Source organism: Bradyrhizobium sp. UBA2491 (assembly GCF_002341725.1).
Taxonomy (GTDB): domain Bacteria; phylum Pseudomonadota; class Alphaproteobacteria; order Rhizobiales; family Xanthobacteraceae; genus Bradyrhizobium.
In genome coordinates this window covers 18,301-34,390 of the sequence record NZ_DDOP01000108.1, presented here as the reverse complement: position 1 = coordinate 34,390, position 16,090 = coordinate 18,301, and the positions used below count along the sequence as shown (strand labels likewise).

Here is a 16,090-nt window from a genome sequence, read left to right as displayed (position 1 = left end):
GCGGTGGCCACTGGGCCGGTGGCGGCGGCGGTTGGCACGGTGGTGGCGGCTGGCGCGGCGGCGGCGGCCGTTGGCATGGCGGTGGCGGCGGGTTCTGGCCGGGCGCGGTTGCCGGTGCAGTGGTCGGCGGCGCCCTCGCCTCGGGTGCGTATGGCTATTATGGCCCCGGATACTATGACGACAGCTACGGCTATTACGACGACAGCGCGCCTGTCGCCGTGGAAGTCGCGCCGGGCGGCGGCGATGCGACCTACTGCGCGCAGCGCTACAAGTCCTATGATGTGCGCTCCGGAACCTATCTCGGCTATGACGGCCTGCGGCACCCCTGCCCGTAAGGCCTGACGACCGGCTCATGGTCCGAAGGGATCGTGCGTATTGGAGCATGAAAAGGGCGGCGGCAACGCCGCCCTTTTTCATGTCCGCAAGGCGACTGCAACGGCGGCGAACGTCACCAGCAGCGCCGCGATGTCGCTCGCACTGAGCGGTTCGCGCAGCATTGCCGCCGCCGCGATCACACCAACGACGGGGACCAGCAGCGTGCCGATCGACGCGGTTGCCGCCGGCAGCCGCTCGAGCGCCGCAAACCAGCAGACATAGCAAAGACAGAACTGGATCAGCGTCATGTAGATCATCGACGCCCAGCCGAGCTGCGACAGCGCGGCCAATTGCGGCTGCTCGATCAGCACGCCCGCAATCGCGATCGGCAGGCAGCCAATCGCGAGCTGCCAGGCCGCAAGCGACAGCGGCGGCATTGCGAGCTTGAAGTACTTGGTCAGCACCGTTCCCAGTCCGACGCAGACTGCGCCCGCGAGCGCGAACAGAATGCCCGGCAGCTTGCCGACACTGGCGTCCATGCCGCCGCCGCCGATCAGCGCTGCGATCCCGGCGAGCGCGACCGCCAGCGCGAGCGCGCGCAGCATCGACACCCGCTCGCCAAGCACCGGCCAGGCCACCAGCGCGACCCACACCGGAATCGAGATCCCGAGCACCGCCGCCTCGCTGGCGCGAAGCCAGATCAGCGCCAGGCCCATCGAGGCGACCCAGCCGCCGATCGACAGCGTCGACACCAGGGCCAGCCGCAACCACATGCCCTCAGGGACGCGCAGGGACTGTCGCCGCGCCACCGCCACGACGCCGAGCGCGATCGCGCCGGCCACGCCGCACAGCCCGCGCGACGACAGCGGCGGCCACTCCGTCAGCAGGAATTTCATGATCGGGAAATTGAGACCCCAGCCGGTCGATGCGACCACCAGGAATGCGAGGCCGAGCGGTGACTGCGGGGTGCGGCCGGCGACTGGAACTGCGGTCATGGACCTGTCGTAAGGGAAATGGACAAATACAAGTGATGTGGCAGGGCTAGCCGGAAATCCGCTTGTCAGCAAACGGCATATGCATTCTATGATACAGACTTTCCGTCCAGGTTCCGCCTTAAGTGGCGAGCGGTCCAAGCGAGGCGGCGGCACGCGAGACCGTAGAAAGAGGATGCATCGTGCCGAGCGTTCTCGTGGTCGACGACGACCCGATGGTGTGTGTTGCCATCGAGGTGTGCTTGCAGCGCCAGGGTTTCGAGGTCACCGTCGCCGACGGCGGTGAATCGGGCATGCGCGCGCTGGAGAAGGCGACCTTCGACGTGATGCTGGTCGACGTCTTCATGCCGCATATGCGCGGGTTCGAAGCGATCCGCATCTTCCACGAGCGCGCCCCGAATATTCCCGTCATCGCGATGTCCGGCTACGCCTTTGCCAACGCCGACCGCGGCCCGGATTTCCTGCGCATGACGATCGAGCTCGGCGCGTCGGCCTGCCTGCGCAAGCCGTTTACCCCGCAGGCGCTGATCGCGGCCGTTAACGAATGTATTGCGAAGTCGGCGCCTTCCGCTCGTCTTTCGAAATGATTGCACGTACTAATCGTCGATGGCTTCCCAGCGTCTCATCCTCGGCAGCGGCCTTGCGATCCTCCTGGTCATCAGCGCGGCGTCGATCGGGCTGGACGTCAAGTCGCGCAGCGAGATTGATTCGGTCGATCGCACGCTGAGCATCCTCAAGCGCATTTCGGACGCGCGCTCGCTGCCGCGCACCGTCGAGAGCGCGGCACGCGGATTCGCACTGACCGGCGATGCGTCCTTTGCCGACGAATTCCGCGAGCAGAGCACCGCCCTCACGTCCGCCTTCGACGGCCTGATGACCGCGGTGAAGTCGGCTCCCGAGGAAGCGCAGCTGCTGGCCGGCACCAGGGGCGACGTCGAGCGCGCCATTGCGCTTGGTGCCGAACTGATCCGGTTGCGCACCGCGGGCGATTCGGCCGGTGCCGCGGCGCTGATCTCCGCAGGCGAGAGCCGCGCGCTGATGGACAAGCTCGGGGCTGCGCTCGACCGCCTGGTCACCGAAGAACGCCGCCTGCTCGGCCTTCGCACCGAACGGTCGAAGAGCAACGGGCGGCTGCTGCTGTTGATCGACCTGGCCGGCGTGGTGCTGATCCTGCTGCTTGCGATCGCGTTGACGCTGACCGCGCGGCGCGCCAGCCGCGAACTACAGGGCGCGCTCAGCGCGACCAAGGCGACCAACCTGTCGCTCGAGGGCAAGGTCGCCGAGCGCACCAAGGACCTCGGCGCCGCGCTCGAGGGGCTGCGCCGTTCCACCGCGGTCATGGAGACCACCTTCCGCAGCATGGCCGAGGCAGTGCTGGTGATCGATGGCACCGGCACCGTGCTGCTGTCGAACCCGGCCGCCGAGAAGATGCTGCGCTACAAGCCCGGCATGACGGTCCGGCAATTGCGCGCGCAGAGCAACGTGTTCCAGGCCGACGGCCTCACGCCGATGCAGGTCGACGACATGCCCTCGGCCAGGGCGCTGCGCGGCGAGGAATTCGACGGGCTGGAATTCGTCGCCAAGCCGGTCCGCGGCGCTCCCCCGATTCACCTCGTGGTGTCGGGCCGGCCGCTGCGTGACGACAACGACGCCATCACCGGCGCGGCGCTGATCTATCACGACATCACCGCCTCCCGCGAAACCGAGCACAAGCTACAGCAGGCGCAGAAGCTCGACGCCATCGGCAAGCTGACCGGCGGGGTGGCGCACGACTTCAACAACATGCTGACGGTGATCACCGGCACCACCGAGACGCTGGTCGACAGCCTGCGCGCCGAGCCGCAGCTCGCCAAGACCGCCGAACTGATCGACCGCGCCGCCGAGCGTTGCCGCGAGCTGATCCAGCATCTGCTGGCCTTCGCCCGCCGCCAGCCGCTGGAGCCGCGCACCGTCGACATCAACGGCACCGTGGTCGATATCGCCAAGCTGCTGCGGCCGACCCTCGGCGAGCAGATCGAGATCAATTCGGTGCTCGCGCCCGACGTCGCCAGCGTCCACATCGATCCCTCGCAGCTTGCCAACTCGCTGCTCAACATGGCGATCAATGCCCGCGACGCGATGCCGAACGGCGGCAAGCTGCTGTTCGAGACCAGCAACGTCGTGCTGGACGACGCCTATGCCGCGGCCAATCCCGACATCGCGCCGGGCCGCTACGTGCTGCTCGCGGTCAGCGACACCGGCACCGGCATGTCGCAGGCGGTGCAGGACAAGGTGTTCGAGCCGTTCTTCACCACCAAGGAGGTCGGCAAGGGCTCGGGTCTCGGCATGAGCATGGTGTACGGCTTCGTCAAGCAGTCCGGCGGACACATCAAGATCTACAGCGAGCAGGGCCACGGCACCACGATCAAGCTCTATCTGCCCCCTGCCCGCGGCCAGGTCGAGGTGGAAGCGCCGCCGCCGGAGCCGGTGCGGCGCGGCAGCGAGGTCATCCTGGTGGTCGAGGACGACCAGTTGGTGCGCAACTACGTCGTCACCCAGCTCGCCAATCTCGGCTACAAGACCATCGCCGTCCCCGACGCCCGCGCGGCGCTGGCCCTCGTCGACAAGGGCGAGAAATTCGACCTGCTGTTCACCGACGTGATCATGCCCGGCGGCATGAACGGCCGCCAGCTCGCCGACGAGGTCAGGAAGCGGCGGCCCGGCATCAAGGTGCTCTACACCTCGGGCTATACCGAGAACGCGATCGTGCATCACGGCCGTCTCGACGAGGGCGTGCTGCTGCTGGCAAAACCCTATCGCAAGGCCCAGCTCGCCAGCATGCTGCAACAGGCACTCGGCGAGTGATCCGCAGCTACCGCGTCGCCAGCGCGACGCCGATCAGGGTGAACGCCAGCGCGATGATCTGGGTCGGTCCGAGCGGCTCGTGCAGCGCGATCGCCGAGGCGATCACGCCGATCACCGGCACCGCCATGGTGCCGATCGCCGCAACCGAGGCCGGCAGCCGGGCCAGTGCGGCGAACCAGGCGACATAGGCGACGCAGAACTGGATCAGCGTCGAATAGACCAGCAGCCACCAGCCGACCGTCGTGACGCGATCGAGATGCGTGGTCTCGATCAGGAGCCCGACGATTGCGATCGGCACGCAGCCGATGCCGATCTGCCAGGCCGCGGCCGGGATCGGCGGCATCACCAGCGGATATTTCTTCGCCAGCACGGTGCCGAGCGCAAATCCGATGGCGCCGCCGAGCGCCATGAGGATGCCCGGCAGCTTCTCCTTGCTCGCCGATATCCCGTTGCCGCCCATGATCGCGGCAAGCCCGGCGAACGCCATCACGAGCGCGATGGTCCGCAGCAATGTCGGCCGCTCGCCGAGCACCGGCCAGGCCAACAGCGAGGCCCACACCGGCATGGTGTAGGCGATCAGCGCGGTCTCGCTCGCCGGCAGCCACAGCAGCGCGAGCCCCATCAGCACCATCCAGCCGGTGACGTTGAGAACCGCATACAGCACGAGGCGCGGCCACAGCCTGGGCTCGACATGCAGGCTCTGGGCGCGGAGCAGCGCCAGGGCCGCCAGCAGCACCGCGCCGATCACTCCGGTGATGCCGCGCAGGGTCAGCGGCGGCAACTCGCTGAGCAGGAATTTGGTGGACGGCCAGTTGAACCCCCAGCCCACCGAGGTGATGGCGAGGAACATCAGGCCGGCGGGCGCAAGGCGCGTCCGCGCGTGAGGCGTCTGGTCTGTCATGGAACCCGGCAAGGGCGAGAATGTGAGTCGGGCACAGCTTGCCCGCGATTTTGTCGCCCGACCATCACGGCTCTGACATGCCTGATCCGTAGTTTGCCCGTAGGCTTACGTGAGTCCCAAAAATTCAATCCCGGGAGCGCGAATAAATCCTTCGCCTGTGAACAGCGGGGCGAAGCTCTGATCCACAGGCGAGACGAATTTTTTTGGCTTGGGAATCCCTGAGGACTCACCGATAGTTGGCTCGATCACAGGCGCGGCACCGACCCCTGTTATCCCAACCTTTCCACCATATTTAGTGTTTGATTCAGAAACTCGTACTAGTCCTTGACGGGCGTGACGGACATGGCCTAGCTTCCAACCTGTTCGGCGCGAGTGTGTTTGGGTCCCGCCGGTCGCTCCCACAAGGGTTCCAAAATTGACCACTCCGCCAGGCCTTCGGGCCGCGGGTGAAGGGCGTTTCTGCCCTGATTTTGGGCCGCGTCGGGACGACGGAACGGGCCAAGAAGGACCCGGAAACAGAGGCCGCAACCGGCCCGCAAAGAAGCCTACGCGTGACGTGTCGCGTAAAGCGTTTTGGGGCGTTGAATGCATGACCCGGAGGACCCGACCCAGTCGGGTAACCCGCCAGGGATCGTGCCGCCGCAGGGCCGGGTCGCACCGGCGCCGCGCGGTGCAGAGAAAACAGGCCGGATCCACCGGCTGAGCTGCGGACGACGGGAGGCGTGCTTGCCGCGTATTCCCCGACCTCCGCGAACAGATAACATTCCGGCACCTGCGAGAAACGTGGGGCCGGGCAGAAGAAGAGACGGGGCTCGACCATGCGAATCGAACGACGCAACACCACCAGCGGACAATCTCCCTATGCCGGGATCAATTTCCGCCTGACCACCTCGGAGATCCGCAACCCGGACGGCTCGGTCGTGTTCCGCGCCGAGAACGTCGAGGTTCCGGAGTTCTGGTCGCAGGTCGCCTCCGACGTGCTGGCGCAGAAGTATTTCCGCAAGGCCGGCGTCGCCGCGCGCCTGAAGAAGGTCGAGGAAGAGACCGTGCCGTCGTGGCTGTGGCGTTCGGTGCCCGACACTGACGCCTTGGCGTCGCTGCCCGAGAACGAGCGCATCGTCGGCGAGACCTCCGCCAAGCAGGTGTTCGATCGCCTCGCCGGCTGCTGGACCTATTGGGGCTGGAAGGGCGGCTATTTCTCCTCCGAAGAAGACGCGCTGGCGTTCTTCGACGAACTGCGCTGGCAGCTCGCCAAGCAGATGGTCGCGCCGAACTCGCCGCAATGGTTCAACACCGGCCTGCATTGGGCCTATGGCGTCGATGGCCCCGGCCAGGGCCACTATTACGTCGACTGGAAGACCGGCAAGCTGACCAAATCGAAGTCGGCCTATGAGCATCCGCAGCCGCATGCCTGCTTCATCCAGGGCGTCGGCGACGACCTCGTCAACGAGGGCGGCATCATGGACCTCTGGGTGCGCGAGGCGCGCCTGTTCAAATATGGCTCCGGCACCGGCTCCAACTTCTCCAGCCTGCGCGGCGAAGGCGAAAAGCTGTCCGGCGGCGGCCGCTCGTCGGGCCTGATGAGCTTCCTCAAGATCGGCGACCGCGCCGCCGGTGCGATCAAGTCGGGCGGCACCACGCGTCGTGCGGCCAAGATGGTGGTGGTCGATGCCGACCATCCCGATATCGAGACCTATATCGACTGGAAGGTGAAGGAGGAGCAGAAGGTCGCAGCTCTCGTCACCGGCTCCAAGATCAACCAGAAGCACCTTAAGGCCGTGATGAAGGCCTGCGTCAACTGCGAAGGTTCTGGCGACGACTGCTTCGATCCGGAAAAGAACCCTGCCCTGCGCCGCGAGATCAAGCTCGCGCGCCGCAGCCTGGTGCCCGACAATTATATCAAGCGCGTGATCCAGTTCGCCAGGCAGGGCTACAAGGAGATCACGTTCGACATCTACGACACCGACTGGGATTCGGAGGCCTACCTCACCGTCTCCGGCCAGAACTCCAACAATTCGGTGTCGCTGAAGGACGACTTCCTGCGCGCGGTGGAAACCGACGGCGACTGGAACCTGGTCGGCCGCACCACCAAGAAGGTCACCAAGACTCTCAAGGCCCGCGACCTCTGGGAGAAGATCGGTTACGCCGCCTGGGCGTCGGCCGATCCCGGCCTGCACTTCAACACCACGATGAACGACTGGCACACCTGCAAGGCGTCCGGCGACATCCGCGCCTCCAATCCGTGCTCGGAATACATGTTCCTGGACGACACGGCGTGCAACCTCGCCTCCGCCAACCTGCTGACCTTCTACAGCACGTCGACCAAGCGGTTCGACGTCGAGTCCTACGAGCATCTCTGCCGGCTCTGGACCATCGTGCTGGAAATCTCGGTCATGATGGCCCAGTTCCCGTCGAAGGCGATCGCCGAGCTGTCCTACGAGTTCCGCACCCTCGGCCTCGGTTTTGCAAATATCGGTGGCCTCTTGATGACCATGGGCCTGCCCTATGACAGCAAGGAAGGCCGCGCGCTGTGCGGCGCGCTGACCGCTGTGATGACCGGCATCTCCTACAAGACCTCGGCCGAGATGGCGGCCGAGCTCGGCACCTTCCCGGGCTACAAGAAGAACGCGGCCCACATGCTGCGCGTGATCCGCAACCACCGCCGCGCCGCCCACGGCAACGCCGGTGGCTACGAGGCGCTCGCGGTCAACCCGGTGCCGCTCGATCATGCCTCCTGCCCGCAGGCCGACATCGTCGCACACGCCAAGCTGGCCTGGGACGACGCGCTGGCGCTCGGCGAGGTCAACGGCTATCGCAACGCCCAGACCACCGTGGTGGCGCCGACCGGCACCATTGGCCTGGTGATGGATTGCGACACCACCGGCATCGAGCCCGATTTCGCGCTGGTCAAGTTCAAGAAGCTCGCCGGCGGCGGCTACTTCAAGATCATCAACCAGGCGGTGCCGTCTGCGCTGCGCGCGCTCGGCTATCGCGAGAGCGAGATCGCCGAGATCGAGGCCTACGCCGTCGGCCACGGCTCGCTGTCCAACGCGCCTGCGATCAACGCCTCGACCCTGAAGGCCAAGGGCTTCACCGATGAAGCCATCGCCAAGGTCGAAAAGGCGCTGCCGACCGCGTTCGACATCAAGTTCGCCTTCAACAAGTGGACGTTTGGCGAAGACTTCATCCGCGACCAGCTCGGCATCGGCGCGGAAGCGATCGCGGCCCCCGGCTTCGACCTGCTCCAGGCCGTCGGCTTCACCAAGCGCGAGATCGAAGCCGCCAACGTCCACATCTGTGGCGCGATGACAGTGGAAGGCGCTCCGCACCTCAAGGCCGAGCACTATCCGGTGTTCGACTGCGCCAACCCCTGCGGCAAGATCGGCAAGCGCTATCTGTCGGTCGAGAGCCACATCCGGATGATGGCGGCCTCCCAGCCGTTCATCTCGGGCGCGATCTCCAAGACCATCAACATGCCGAACGACGCCACGGTGGAGGACTGCAAGTCCGCCTACCTGTTGTCGTGGAAGCTGGCGCTGAAGGCCAACGCGCTGTACCGCGACGGCTCGAAGCTGTCGCAGCCGCTCAACTCGCAGCTCATCTCCGACGATGAGGACGAGGACGATGCGGTGGAGGCGCTCTACGAGAAGCCGATGGCCGCGCGCGCCGCCCAGGTCTCGGAGAAGATCGTCGAGAAGCTGGTCGAGCGCATCGTCGTGATGCGCGAGCGCGAGAAGATGCCGGATCGCCGCAAGGGCTACACCCAGAAGGCTGTGGTCGGCGGTCACAAAGTCTATCTCCGCACCGGCGAATATGACGACGGCCGGCTCGGCGAGATCTTCATCGACATGCACAAGGAAGGCGCGGCGCTGCGCTCCTTCATCAACAACTTCGCCATCGCGGTGTCGCTCGGCCTGCAATACGGCGTGCCGCTGGAGGAGTATGTCGACGCCTTCACCTTCACCCGCTTCGAGCCCGCGGGTCCGGTGCAGGGCAACGACTCGATCAAGTATGCGACCTCGATCCTCGACTATGTGTTCCGCGAGCTCGCGGTGAGCTACATGTCGCGCTTCGACCTCGCCCATGTCGATCCGAACGAGTCGGGCTTCGACGCGCTCGGCAAGGGCGTCGAGGAAGGCAAGGAGCAGCCGGAAGAGGCGCCGCACCACCAGGCGACGAAGTACCTGTCGAAGGGCCTCACCCGCTCGCGCACCGACAACCTCGTCATCATGCGCGGCGGCTCCGCCGCAGTGAGCGCCAACGCCGACAACGCCCCCGCCGGCGGCAACCGCGTCACCTCGCTGGCCTCGCACGGCGCCACCGCCCGCGGCGCCTCCGACACCATCGAAGGCGCGGTCGCCCTGAAGCAGGAAGTCAGCCACGACCTCTCGCCGACCGAGAAGCTCGAGGCCCTGCAACAGTGGAGCAAGCCCGGCACCGCCGCAGCCGCCGCCCCGTCCAAGGCGGAGCGTCGCGCCGAAGCGAAAGCCAAGGGCTACGAAGGCGAGATGTGCTCGGAGTGCGGCAACTTCACGCTGGTGCGGAATGGGACCTGCATGAAGTGTGATACTTGCGGCAGCACGACAGGGTGTTCGTGAGACTCGGCCGAGCTATCCACCAGTGAGACTATTGGAGGGGGCCGTTTAGAGTAACGGCCCCTTTCTTATGTACAGCAATCTGCGGTAGAACACGCCTATTCCTAACCACTTGTGAGCCACACCTCACAATCGATCGCTTTTCGTTTCGGATGACCAATGGCATCAACGCCAATTTGGGACGCATTACGTCCCGCGGCCGCACGGCTAGAACGCCCAGTACGCGAGCATGAAGTACTTCGCGTTGCAGCTACCGTGGGTGACGACTTCGCGGAGGACATCGCAAGCGTAGCACGTCGAGAAGTACTCGCTTGGGCAGAAAAGCGCAGCGGCGGCCGCTTTCCACGGGAGGCGTGGCAACATCAAGATTTCGAGCACTTTTCGGGTGGACGAAACAGCATCGCGGTCCGTTTGGAACGAGACGGTGCAGATATCTGGGCCATTCGAGCTGAAGACCCAGACAAGCAGGTTCCCGGCAGGGTCTGGACTACTGAAGTAGTGGTCGGCGTTTTGGAGAATCAACTCCCGCGATTCAGCGCACGGCTGCTGGCGAACTCCCCCGAGACTGAACTCGATATAGAGCCGCACGTTCCTGGGTTCGTCCAGCAAGTGGCAACAAAATGTGGCCTGACGCGCGGCGGATACGCGCTCGAACGTCAGCCCCAACTGATCGACAACTACGTCGACGCGGATCAGCTTTGCGAAATGATGGTCGATCCAAATCGCAAGCTGCCCCTATTTGTGCTCACTGTTCCGGACGGCGCGGCGAATGAGACGCAGCCGCTTATCGACGCCAACTCTCTCGCCCGCGCAACTCTTGGGATGGCGCTGGTAGTAATCGTTCCAGCCGTACTCACATGGGTCTTGACCGAGCGCTTTGGCAAGCAGCGGTCGGTATTCGGGGGCGCGGCAAGGGCCTATCTTCCGGGATTTACGGAGGATGCCAGTCCTTACCAACATCGGCTGGCACTTGCCGACCATCTCCTCTCGGAGGACGGCCCAACTCAATGTGCTCGGTGGATGCGTACACTCGCTGCAGGCGAAAGTATCCGTCATGCTCGGATTGGGCACGAAATACTCGCGTTCGCGGCAATCAGAAGCTCCAGTCTGAAGCTAAAGCAACAGCGCTTGGCCACGGAAGGCGCAAGTGACATCGAACAGCTCAAGGCAGCGGAGCTTCGTATCGCGATCCTCGAGAAGCAGGTAGAGGACGAGCAAACGTCGCTTGATTACTTTGCTAGCGAACACGCGCGAGCTGAGCAAAGAGCTCAGGCTGCTGAGGAGCAGCAGCGGGCTTCTGCATTTCGAATTCAACAGCTGTTGGATCAGATCAAGGCGAGGGGCGGAACGGTTGACGCCAATTTGCCGATGCCTGTGTCATGGGCAGAATTTGCAAATTGGTGTGATGTAGACTTAGCAGGCAGAGTCGCCCTTAGTCCAGCAGCAAGGCGGTCTGTCAAGTCTCCGTCCTTTGACGATTACTCGCAAGCCGCGCGCTGCTTGCTTTGGCTAGCCAACGAGGGCAGGTCCGCGCGAATAAACGGAGGAGAAGGCTCGATCAGAGACGAACCTGTTGAGGAAGGCGTTCGCAACGCCCACTGCGGAAATGATGCCTTCGACTTCGATTGGCAAGGCAATCGATATACGGCCGACTGGCACATCAAAAATGGCGGGAACACCAGAGATCCGACTCGCTGCCTCCGCATCTACTATGCGTGGGATGCGGCCACCCAGCAAATTATCGTCGCTGACATGCCCCATCATAGGCGCACCGGAGCAAGCTAACGCGCAGAACGCTTCACTGACCATGCACGCCCGCAACCTTAGTGCGTACAGAGTTTGCAGATTCCGCTGATAGATACAATCATCATGAACACCGCTTCAAAAGATCAAGCCCTATCGATCGCGGAAATTTCGGCCGCTATGGAATCGTGCCTTGCCAATTCGCAAGAGCTTCTTGAGGAGGCCACGCTCCTGGTCAAAGCGGGGCACACTGCGAGAGCCTTCTTTTTGTATTATACGGCGAGCGAGGAACTGGCCAAGTTTTTCATCTTTGAAGCTGTGGGGAAAAGAATTGCGTTAGGCAATCCGCCCAACTGGCGGCGCTTTTGGCAACGGCTCCGAAGCCACGACTCCAAGCTCGCGCACATCGAAGTTCGCGCTCGTATCCCGCTAAGAGACGAGAAGCTTGAGAATCACGAGCTAGCTCTTTCTGGCTTAGATCTATTGTCCAACTTTGGTGCTCTCCCTCGAAATGCCACCCTCTACGTAGACTTAGACCCAAACCAATCGTTTCGTAAGCCTTCCGATATAGACTGGACCGTTGCTTTATCTTCGATAGAAGCACTCGCACGGCATTTGCTCCGTTCCGCCAAACAGGCCGGCGATTCGGCCGACGCGATTGTAGGTACAATCCAACAAGCGCCGTCCGAGGCATCAAAGAAGCATGCATCGAGCACGCTAGAGCATATTGTCGCCAGCCTGAAGGCCCGCGGCATAGAGAGAGACGAGCTTCTCAAAATGCTCGATAAATACTTTCGTTAGTAATCGAAGGACGGATTAGCCATAGGCGTAATCCGCCGCTTCGATAGCAAAAAGAAAAAATTCTCGGCGTGTGACTCTTCCGCCTTCGCTCAATGAGCTACGGCGGACAAGTCGCTAACCCGGCTGACGATCAAAACGGGTCCGTCTACCGGGAGCCCTGCGCGCGCTTTTCGAGAAGCAGCGTGCGGTCGGCGATGTCCTTCAATTCGAACGCCTGGGAGTCGAGGAACGCGACGGAGCCGTTGTTGGGGTCGGCGGCGAGGCGATGGGTTTCGCCGAGATGGTGCTTCAGCCAGGCCCGCTGCTCTCCGAGCAATTGCGCGTGCGCCTCGCCCTTTGAGCTGGCGAGAAGGGCTTGATAGGCGGTGTTGAGCCGCGTGTCCCATCTGCCGATTTCGGCCTTGCCGCAATCGAGCATCTTGGTTGACACCCCTTCGGCCTTGTCCATGCACGCATCGAACTCGGCGCTTTGCTGCGCGCGGGCCGGTAACGTCCCGAGCATGAGCATCGCCGCGACAACGACAGACGTCCGCGAAAGCATCACCATGTCCCAATCATCTTGCCTGGCGTCTTTCGCCAACCATCGCCGCATAAAAGCGTCCGAAATGAGATCAAGGGAATGATGCACGGCAAGCGTAGCCCGGATGAGCGAAGCGACATCCGGGACGACACGCAACTTGCAAGGTCAGTCCCGCATGTCGCTTCGCTCATGCGGGCTACATGCTCGGCCTGCCCCGGCTCAAAGCACCCCGGCCATTGCGCCCACGAGGATGACGAGGCCGAGGACGAAGCGATAGATCACGAACGGCCAACTGGAGAAGCGTTCGAGCACGCGCATCAGGCTCCAGATCGCCACGAATGCCGAAATGGAAGCAACCACGAGGCCGACGATCAACACCGACCAGGCGTGATGATCGAGATCGAGATGGTACAGTTCCCACAGTTCCTTGAGCCCGGCCAGGGTGATCGCGGGCAAACCCAGCAGGAACGAGAAGCGCGCCGCTTCATCCCGCTTGAAGCCGAGCGCAAGCGCCGCGGTCAGGGTTGAACCCGAACGCGAGACGCCAGGGATCAGGGCGCCCACCTGGGCCAGTCCCACCAGCATCGCATCGAGCAGGCGGGCTTCGCCGATCGTCCGCCGGTGCCTGGCATAGATCTCCGCCGCACCGAGCAGGATCGCCATCGCAACGCAAGCCCATCCGATCACCACGACGCCGCGAAGCGGCGAATTGCAGGTGTTCAGAAGTTTGGACGCCGACAATCCCGCGACGGCGATGGGGATCGTTGCCAGCACGATCCACAACGCGAGACGAAACCACGGGTCCTGCAATTGCCCGCGCGCCATTGCGACAATGGAGTTCGTCGCCAGCGCACGCACGTCCCGCCAGAAATAACTGACGACGGCTGCAACCGCGGCAAGCTGCATGGCCGCGGAGAACGCCGATCCCGGATCCGGCCAACCCAGCACGGCCGGCACCAGGCGCATGTGTGCCGTGGACGAGATCGGCAACAACTCGGTTATTCCTTGCAGGACCCCGAGCGCCGCAACCTTTCCGTAGCCGAGCGCGACGAAGCCGGTGTCGATTCCCTGCGTGCATGTGCTTGCCATTGGTACCTGTTCGTTGCGCCGATCAGTCGGCTTCCTGATGCTGTCCGCACGTCACGCGCGCGTTCGTGGACATCTCAGCCGGAGTTCGAAAGCCGCAAGGCACCGTCATTCGCAAAGACGCGCGCCGGGACGCAATTTGACATCGACCGCGGTGATCTGGGTTTGTCGATTGAACGCGATGGCGTGGTCGCGCATCGCCAGGATGCTGCGCTCATCGCTGCCCCTCGGGCACTGCACGGTGTCGACCGAAACGCCCGCACGGGTCAGCGACTCCCGAAGCACGCGCTCCAGCTTCGGAAAGTCGTCGGTGGCGCACTGGAACGGGTGCGACATGTAAACCCTCTGCTCGGCTTGCGACACCGCAAGGCAATAGCGCCATTCCACCGCTTGCGCGGAGGCGCCGGATGCCGACCAGACCAAGACCGTGATGCACGCCAATTGCATGACACTTCGCATTGCAACTTCGCCGCATGGGCTCCCGATTTGGACCATTGCGGGCGTTGGCAAAGAGATCGCGGGTCCATGCTCCGCAGCGCGCCTTCGCACGCTTCGCGTCGTCGACTGCGGCCGCCGACATCGTCATACGATCGGCGACTTACACCGTCCTTACATCCAGCGGACATTTTCGTCGCGCGATCCGAAATGCGCGATCGTGCGCGCAAATGCCGCAATGTTGGCGAAGGCGAGCAAGCTATGGTCCGACGACCCCTGATGTCCTCACCAATCCGAGCATTGCGCGCAACGCCTGCAAGCTTCCGGTCGCCCGCGAAGTCGACGCATTCGCGCGCGACTTCACTGCAAGCGCGATTGGACATAAGGTGGACCAGCCTGGTTCGATGGCTCGCCCGGCCTGCCCGTTACGCGTCGGTCAATGAAGATGTTTCTCTTTTCGACAAGCCGTGACGTCTGGCGGCGCCGCGCTGAAGCGTTCTCGGATAGCCGATGGGGCCCCGCCCTGCTCGCGCTGATCGCATTTGCAGATAGCTCGATCCTGCCGGTCTTGCCCGATCTGCTGCTGGTGCCGATGCTGTTGATACGGCCCGAGCGGAGCCTTTTCCTGTGCACCGTCTGCGTCCTGGCTTCGTCGGCCGGCGCCCTGGTCGGGTACGGCATCGGCCATCTCGGTTGGGCCGCAGTCGGACAAACGCTGGTCGAGATGTACGGGCAGTCGGACAATTTCCGAAGCTACCAGAGCCTTGTCGAGGAGTGGGGTCTCTGGATCATCATCGCCAAGAGCTTCACACCGATCCCGTTCAAGTTCATCGCGATTGCAGCGGGCGTTGCATCGATGAACCTTCTCACCTTCACGGTCGCAGCCGTGGTCGGCCGTCTCCTGCATTTCGCGATGGTGGCCGCCCTCGTCCTGATCCTGGGACCGCAATTCGTGCGGTGGATCGAGAAGTATCATCGATGGCTGGTCGGATTCGGACTTCTCACCGCAATCGGCGTTGGCATCGCCTGGTCGTTCCGCTGAATGGCAAGCGTAGGATGGGTAGAGCGCAGCGAAACCCATCGATCTCTGCGCGGTGCGAATGATGGGTTTCGCTTCGCTCTACCCATCCTACGAATCGGTGAAGGGTTACGCTTCCGCCTTCGCTTGATGAGCTACGGCAGCAAGCGTAGCCCGGATGAGCGAAGCGACATCCGGGACCGGCACACAACTCGCAAGCAAGTCCCGCATATCGCTTCGCTCATGCGGGCTACGTGTTGCTGCCGGGATTGCGGCACGTCGGAAACTCTTCCTCAACCCGTAGATGTTGTAAACTGCTCAACCACATCCAACGGGCGGAGTGTCCAGATGGGAACCTCGATTGGCGACACCGCCTCCACGATCCTGTCGATCACGCTCTTTGTTCTGGGGTTCGTCACAACGATCCTGTGGGGGTGGCCGCCCATCACGCGGCTCGACGAAGACGTTCAGATCTTCAAGATGGTCGGCATCGGGCTGATCGTGTTCTTCTGGATCGCAGTCACCTTCAGGCTGATCTGATCATCCCCTTCGAAGGGCGCGGCGATACCCTAACTAGAGCGAGATGAGTTTGATTGAATCGGCCTGACGCACCCTCGGTTCACCTTTCCCCGCCGGGGAGAGGTAAATCGTGTTCGTGGCCGAACCGATTCAACCTGGCTGCATCCTAATCTAGCTGACATACCGACGGATGGGCGAGCTTCAGCAACGCACCAAAACTGGACGTCAACGAGACGATGCCGAAGCAAGCGTAGGAATGGGTAGAGCGAAGCGAAACCCATCGATCTCTGCCCGCGGCGCGAATGATGGGTTTCGCTGCGC

13 protein-coding genes are annotated in these 16,090 nt (G+C 63.4%); 8 read left to right on the top strand and 5 right to left on the bottom strand.

The features are described from left to right. Positions 1-335, top strand: a 335-nt coding sequence (locus B2W55_RS34210) for a BA14K family protein (protein WP_291532748.1), incomplete at its 5' end; no start/stop codon positions are given. Between the two features lie 78 nt (positions 336-413). Here B2W55_RS34210 and B2W55_RS34205 read toward each other — a convergent pair. Beyond that, complete coding sequence (locus tag B2W55_RS34205) at positions 414-1,310, bottom strand: DMT family transporter (RefSeq protein WP_024578472.1); 897 nt, start codon at positions 1,308-1,310, stop codon at positions 414-416. 179 nt (positions 1,311-1,489) lie between these two features. On the opposite strand from B2W55_RS34205, the gene B2W55_RS34200 reads away from it, so the two are divergent. Together B2W55_RS34200 and B2W55_RS34195 are read left to right on the top strand one after the other, a co-directional pair. Then, complete coding sequence (locus B2W55_RS34200; protein WP_024578473.1) at positions 1,490-1,894, top strand: response regulator; 405 nt, start codon at positions 1,490-1,492, stop codon at positions 1,892-1,894. Between the two features lie 19 nt (positions 1,895-1,913). Then, positions 1,914-4,151, top strand: coding sequence for a CHASE3 domain-containing protein (locus B2W55_RS34195; protein ID WP_024578474.1), 2,238 nt, complete (start codon positions 1,914-1,916; stop codon positions 4,149-4,151). A 7-nt stretch (positions 4,152-4,158) separates the two neighbouring features. Here the strand turns inward: B2W55_RS34195 and B2W55_RS34190 are convergent, their stop codons facing one another. Next, positions 4,159-5,052, bottom strand: a complete 894-nt coding sequence (locus B2W55_RS34190; RefSeq protein WP_024578475.1) for a DMT family transporter — start codon at positions 5,050-5,052, stop codon at positions 4,159-4,161. An 818-nt stretch (positions 5,053-5,870) separates the two neighbouring features. Here B2W55_RS34190 and B2W55_RS34185 point away from each other — a divergent pair. The 3 genes from B2W55_RS34185 to B2W55_RS34175 all read left to right on the top strand — a co-directional run bounded on the left by B2W55_RS34185 (position 5,871) and on the right by B2W55_RS34175 (position 12,191). After that, on the top strand, positions 5,871-9,650 hold the full coding sequence (locus B2W55_RS34185) for a vitamin B12-dependent ribonucleotide reductase (protein WP_024578476.1): 3,780 nt from the start codon (positions 5,871-5,873) through the stop codon (positions 9,648-9,650). A gap of 252 nt (positions 9,651-9,902) precedes the next feature. Next, on the top strand, positions 9,903-11,432 hold the full coding sequence (locus B2W55_RS34180; protein ID WP_145987265.1) for a hypothetical protein: 1,530 nt from the start codon (positions 9,903-9,905) through the stop codon (positions 11,430-11,432). Between the two features lie 84 nt (positions 11,433-11,516). Next, positions 11,517-12,191 (top strand): AbiV family abortive infection protein, encoded by a 675-nt coding sequence (locus B2W55_RS34175; protein ID WP_024578479.1) that lies wholly within the window; start codon positions 11,517-11,519, stop codon positions 12,189-12,191. A gap of 145 nt (positions 12,192-12,336) precedes the next feature. Here B2W55_RS34175 and B2W55_RS34170 read toward each other — a convergent pair whose 3' ends face one another. The 3 genes from B2W55_RS34170 to B2W55_RS34160 form a co-directional block, all read right to left on the bottom strand. Further along, the gene (locus B2W55_RS34170) at positions 12,337-12,738 is read right to left on the bottom strand and encodes a lysozyme inhibitor LprI family protein (protein WP_343206167.1); all 402 of its coding nucleotides are present in this window, start codon (positions 12,736-12,738) and stop codon (positions 12,337-12,339) included. Positions 12,739-12,930: 192 nt separating this feature from the next. Then, positions 12,931-13,800 carry an undecaprenyl-diphosphate phosphatase gene (locus tag B2W55_RS34165; RefSeq protein WP_024578481.1) on the bottom strand — a complete coding sequence of 290 codons (870 nt, stop codon included), beginning with the start codon at positions 13,798-13,800 and terminating at the stop codon, positions 12,931-12,933. Between the two features lie 105 nt (positions 13,801-13,905). Continuing rightward, positions 13,906-14,244: a hypothetical protein gene (locus B2W55_RS34160; RefSeq protein ID WP_024578482.1), complete on the bottom strand. Its 339-nt coding sequence runs from the start codon at positions 14,242-14,244 to the stop codon at positions 13,906-13,908. A 427-nt stretch (positions 14,245-14,671) separates the two neighbouring features. Here B2W55_RS34160 and B2W55_RS34155 point away from each other — a divergent pair, with 427 nt between their 5' ends. Beyond that, positions 14,672-15,274 (top strand): YqaA family protein, encoded by a 603-nt coding sequence (locus B2W55_RS34155; RefSeq protein ID WP_024578483.1) that lies wholly within the window; start codon positions 14,672-14,674, stop codon positions 15,272-15,274. Positions 15,275-15,598: 324 nt separating this feature from the next. Continuing rightward, the gene (locus B2W55_RS34150) at positions 15,599-15,790 is read left to right on the top strand and encodes a hypothetical protein (RefSeq protein WP_024578484.1); all 192 of its coding nucleotides are present in this window, start codon (positions 15,599-15,601) and stop codon (positions 15,788-15,790) included. Positions 15,791-16,090: the final 300 nt, after the last annotated feature.

Bases quoted from the DNA above. Each gene is read 5' to 3' on its own strand.
- B2W55_RS34205 (WP_024578472.1), bottom strand. From the start codon at position 1,310: ATGACCGCAGTTCCAGTCGCCGGCCGCACCCCGCAGTCACCGCTCGGC.
- B2W55_RS34195 (WP_024578474.1), top strand. From the start codon at position 1,914: ATGGCTTCCCAGCGTCTCATCCTCGGCAGCGGCCTTGCGATCCTCCTG.
- B2W55_RS34190 (WP_024578475.1), bottom strand. From the start codon at position 5,052: ATGACAGACCAGACGCCTCACGCGCGGACGCGCCTTGCGCCCGCCGGC.
- B2W55_RS34185 (WP_024578476.1), top strand. From the start codon at position 5,871: ATGCGAATCGAACGACGCAACACCACCAGCGGACAATCTCCCTATGCC.
- B2W55_RS34175 (WP_024578479.1), top strand. From the start codon at position 11,517: ATGAACACCGCTTCAAAAGATCAAGCCCTATCGATCGCGGAAATTTCG.
- B2W55_RS34170 (WP_343206167.1), bottom strand. From the start codon at position 12,738: ATGGTGATGCTTTCGCGGACGTCTGTCGTTGTCGCGGCGATGCTCATG.
- B2W55_RS34165 (WP_024578481.1), bottom strand. From the start codon at position 13,800: ATGGCAAGCACATGCACGCAGGGAATCGACACCGGCTTCGTCGCGCTC.
- B2W55_RS34160 (WP_024578482.1), bottom strand. From the start codon at position 14,244: ATGCAATTGGCGTGCATCACGGTCTTGGTCTGGTCGGCATCCGGCGCC.
- B2W55_RS34155 (WP_024578483.1), top strand. From the start codon at position 14,672: ATGAAGATGTTTCTCTTTTCGACAAGCCGTGACGTCTGGCGGCGCCGC.
- B2W55_RS34150 (WP_024578484.1), top strand. From the start codon at position 15,599: ATGGGAACCTCGATTGGCGACACCGCCTCCACGATCCTGTCGATCACG.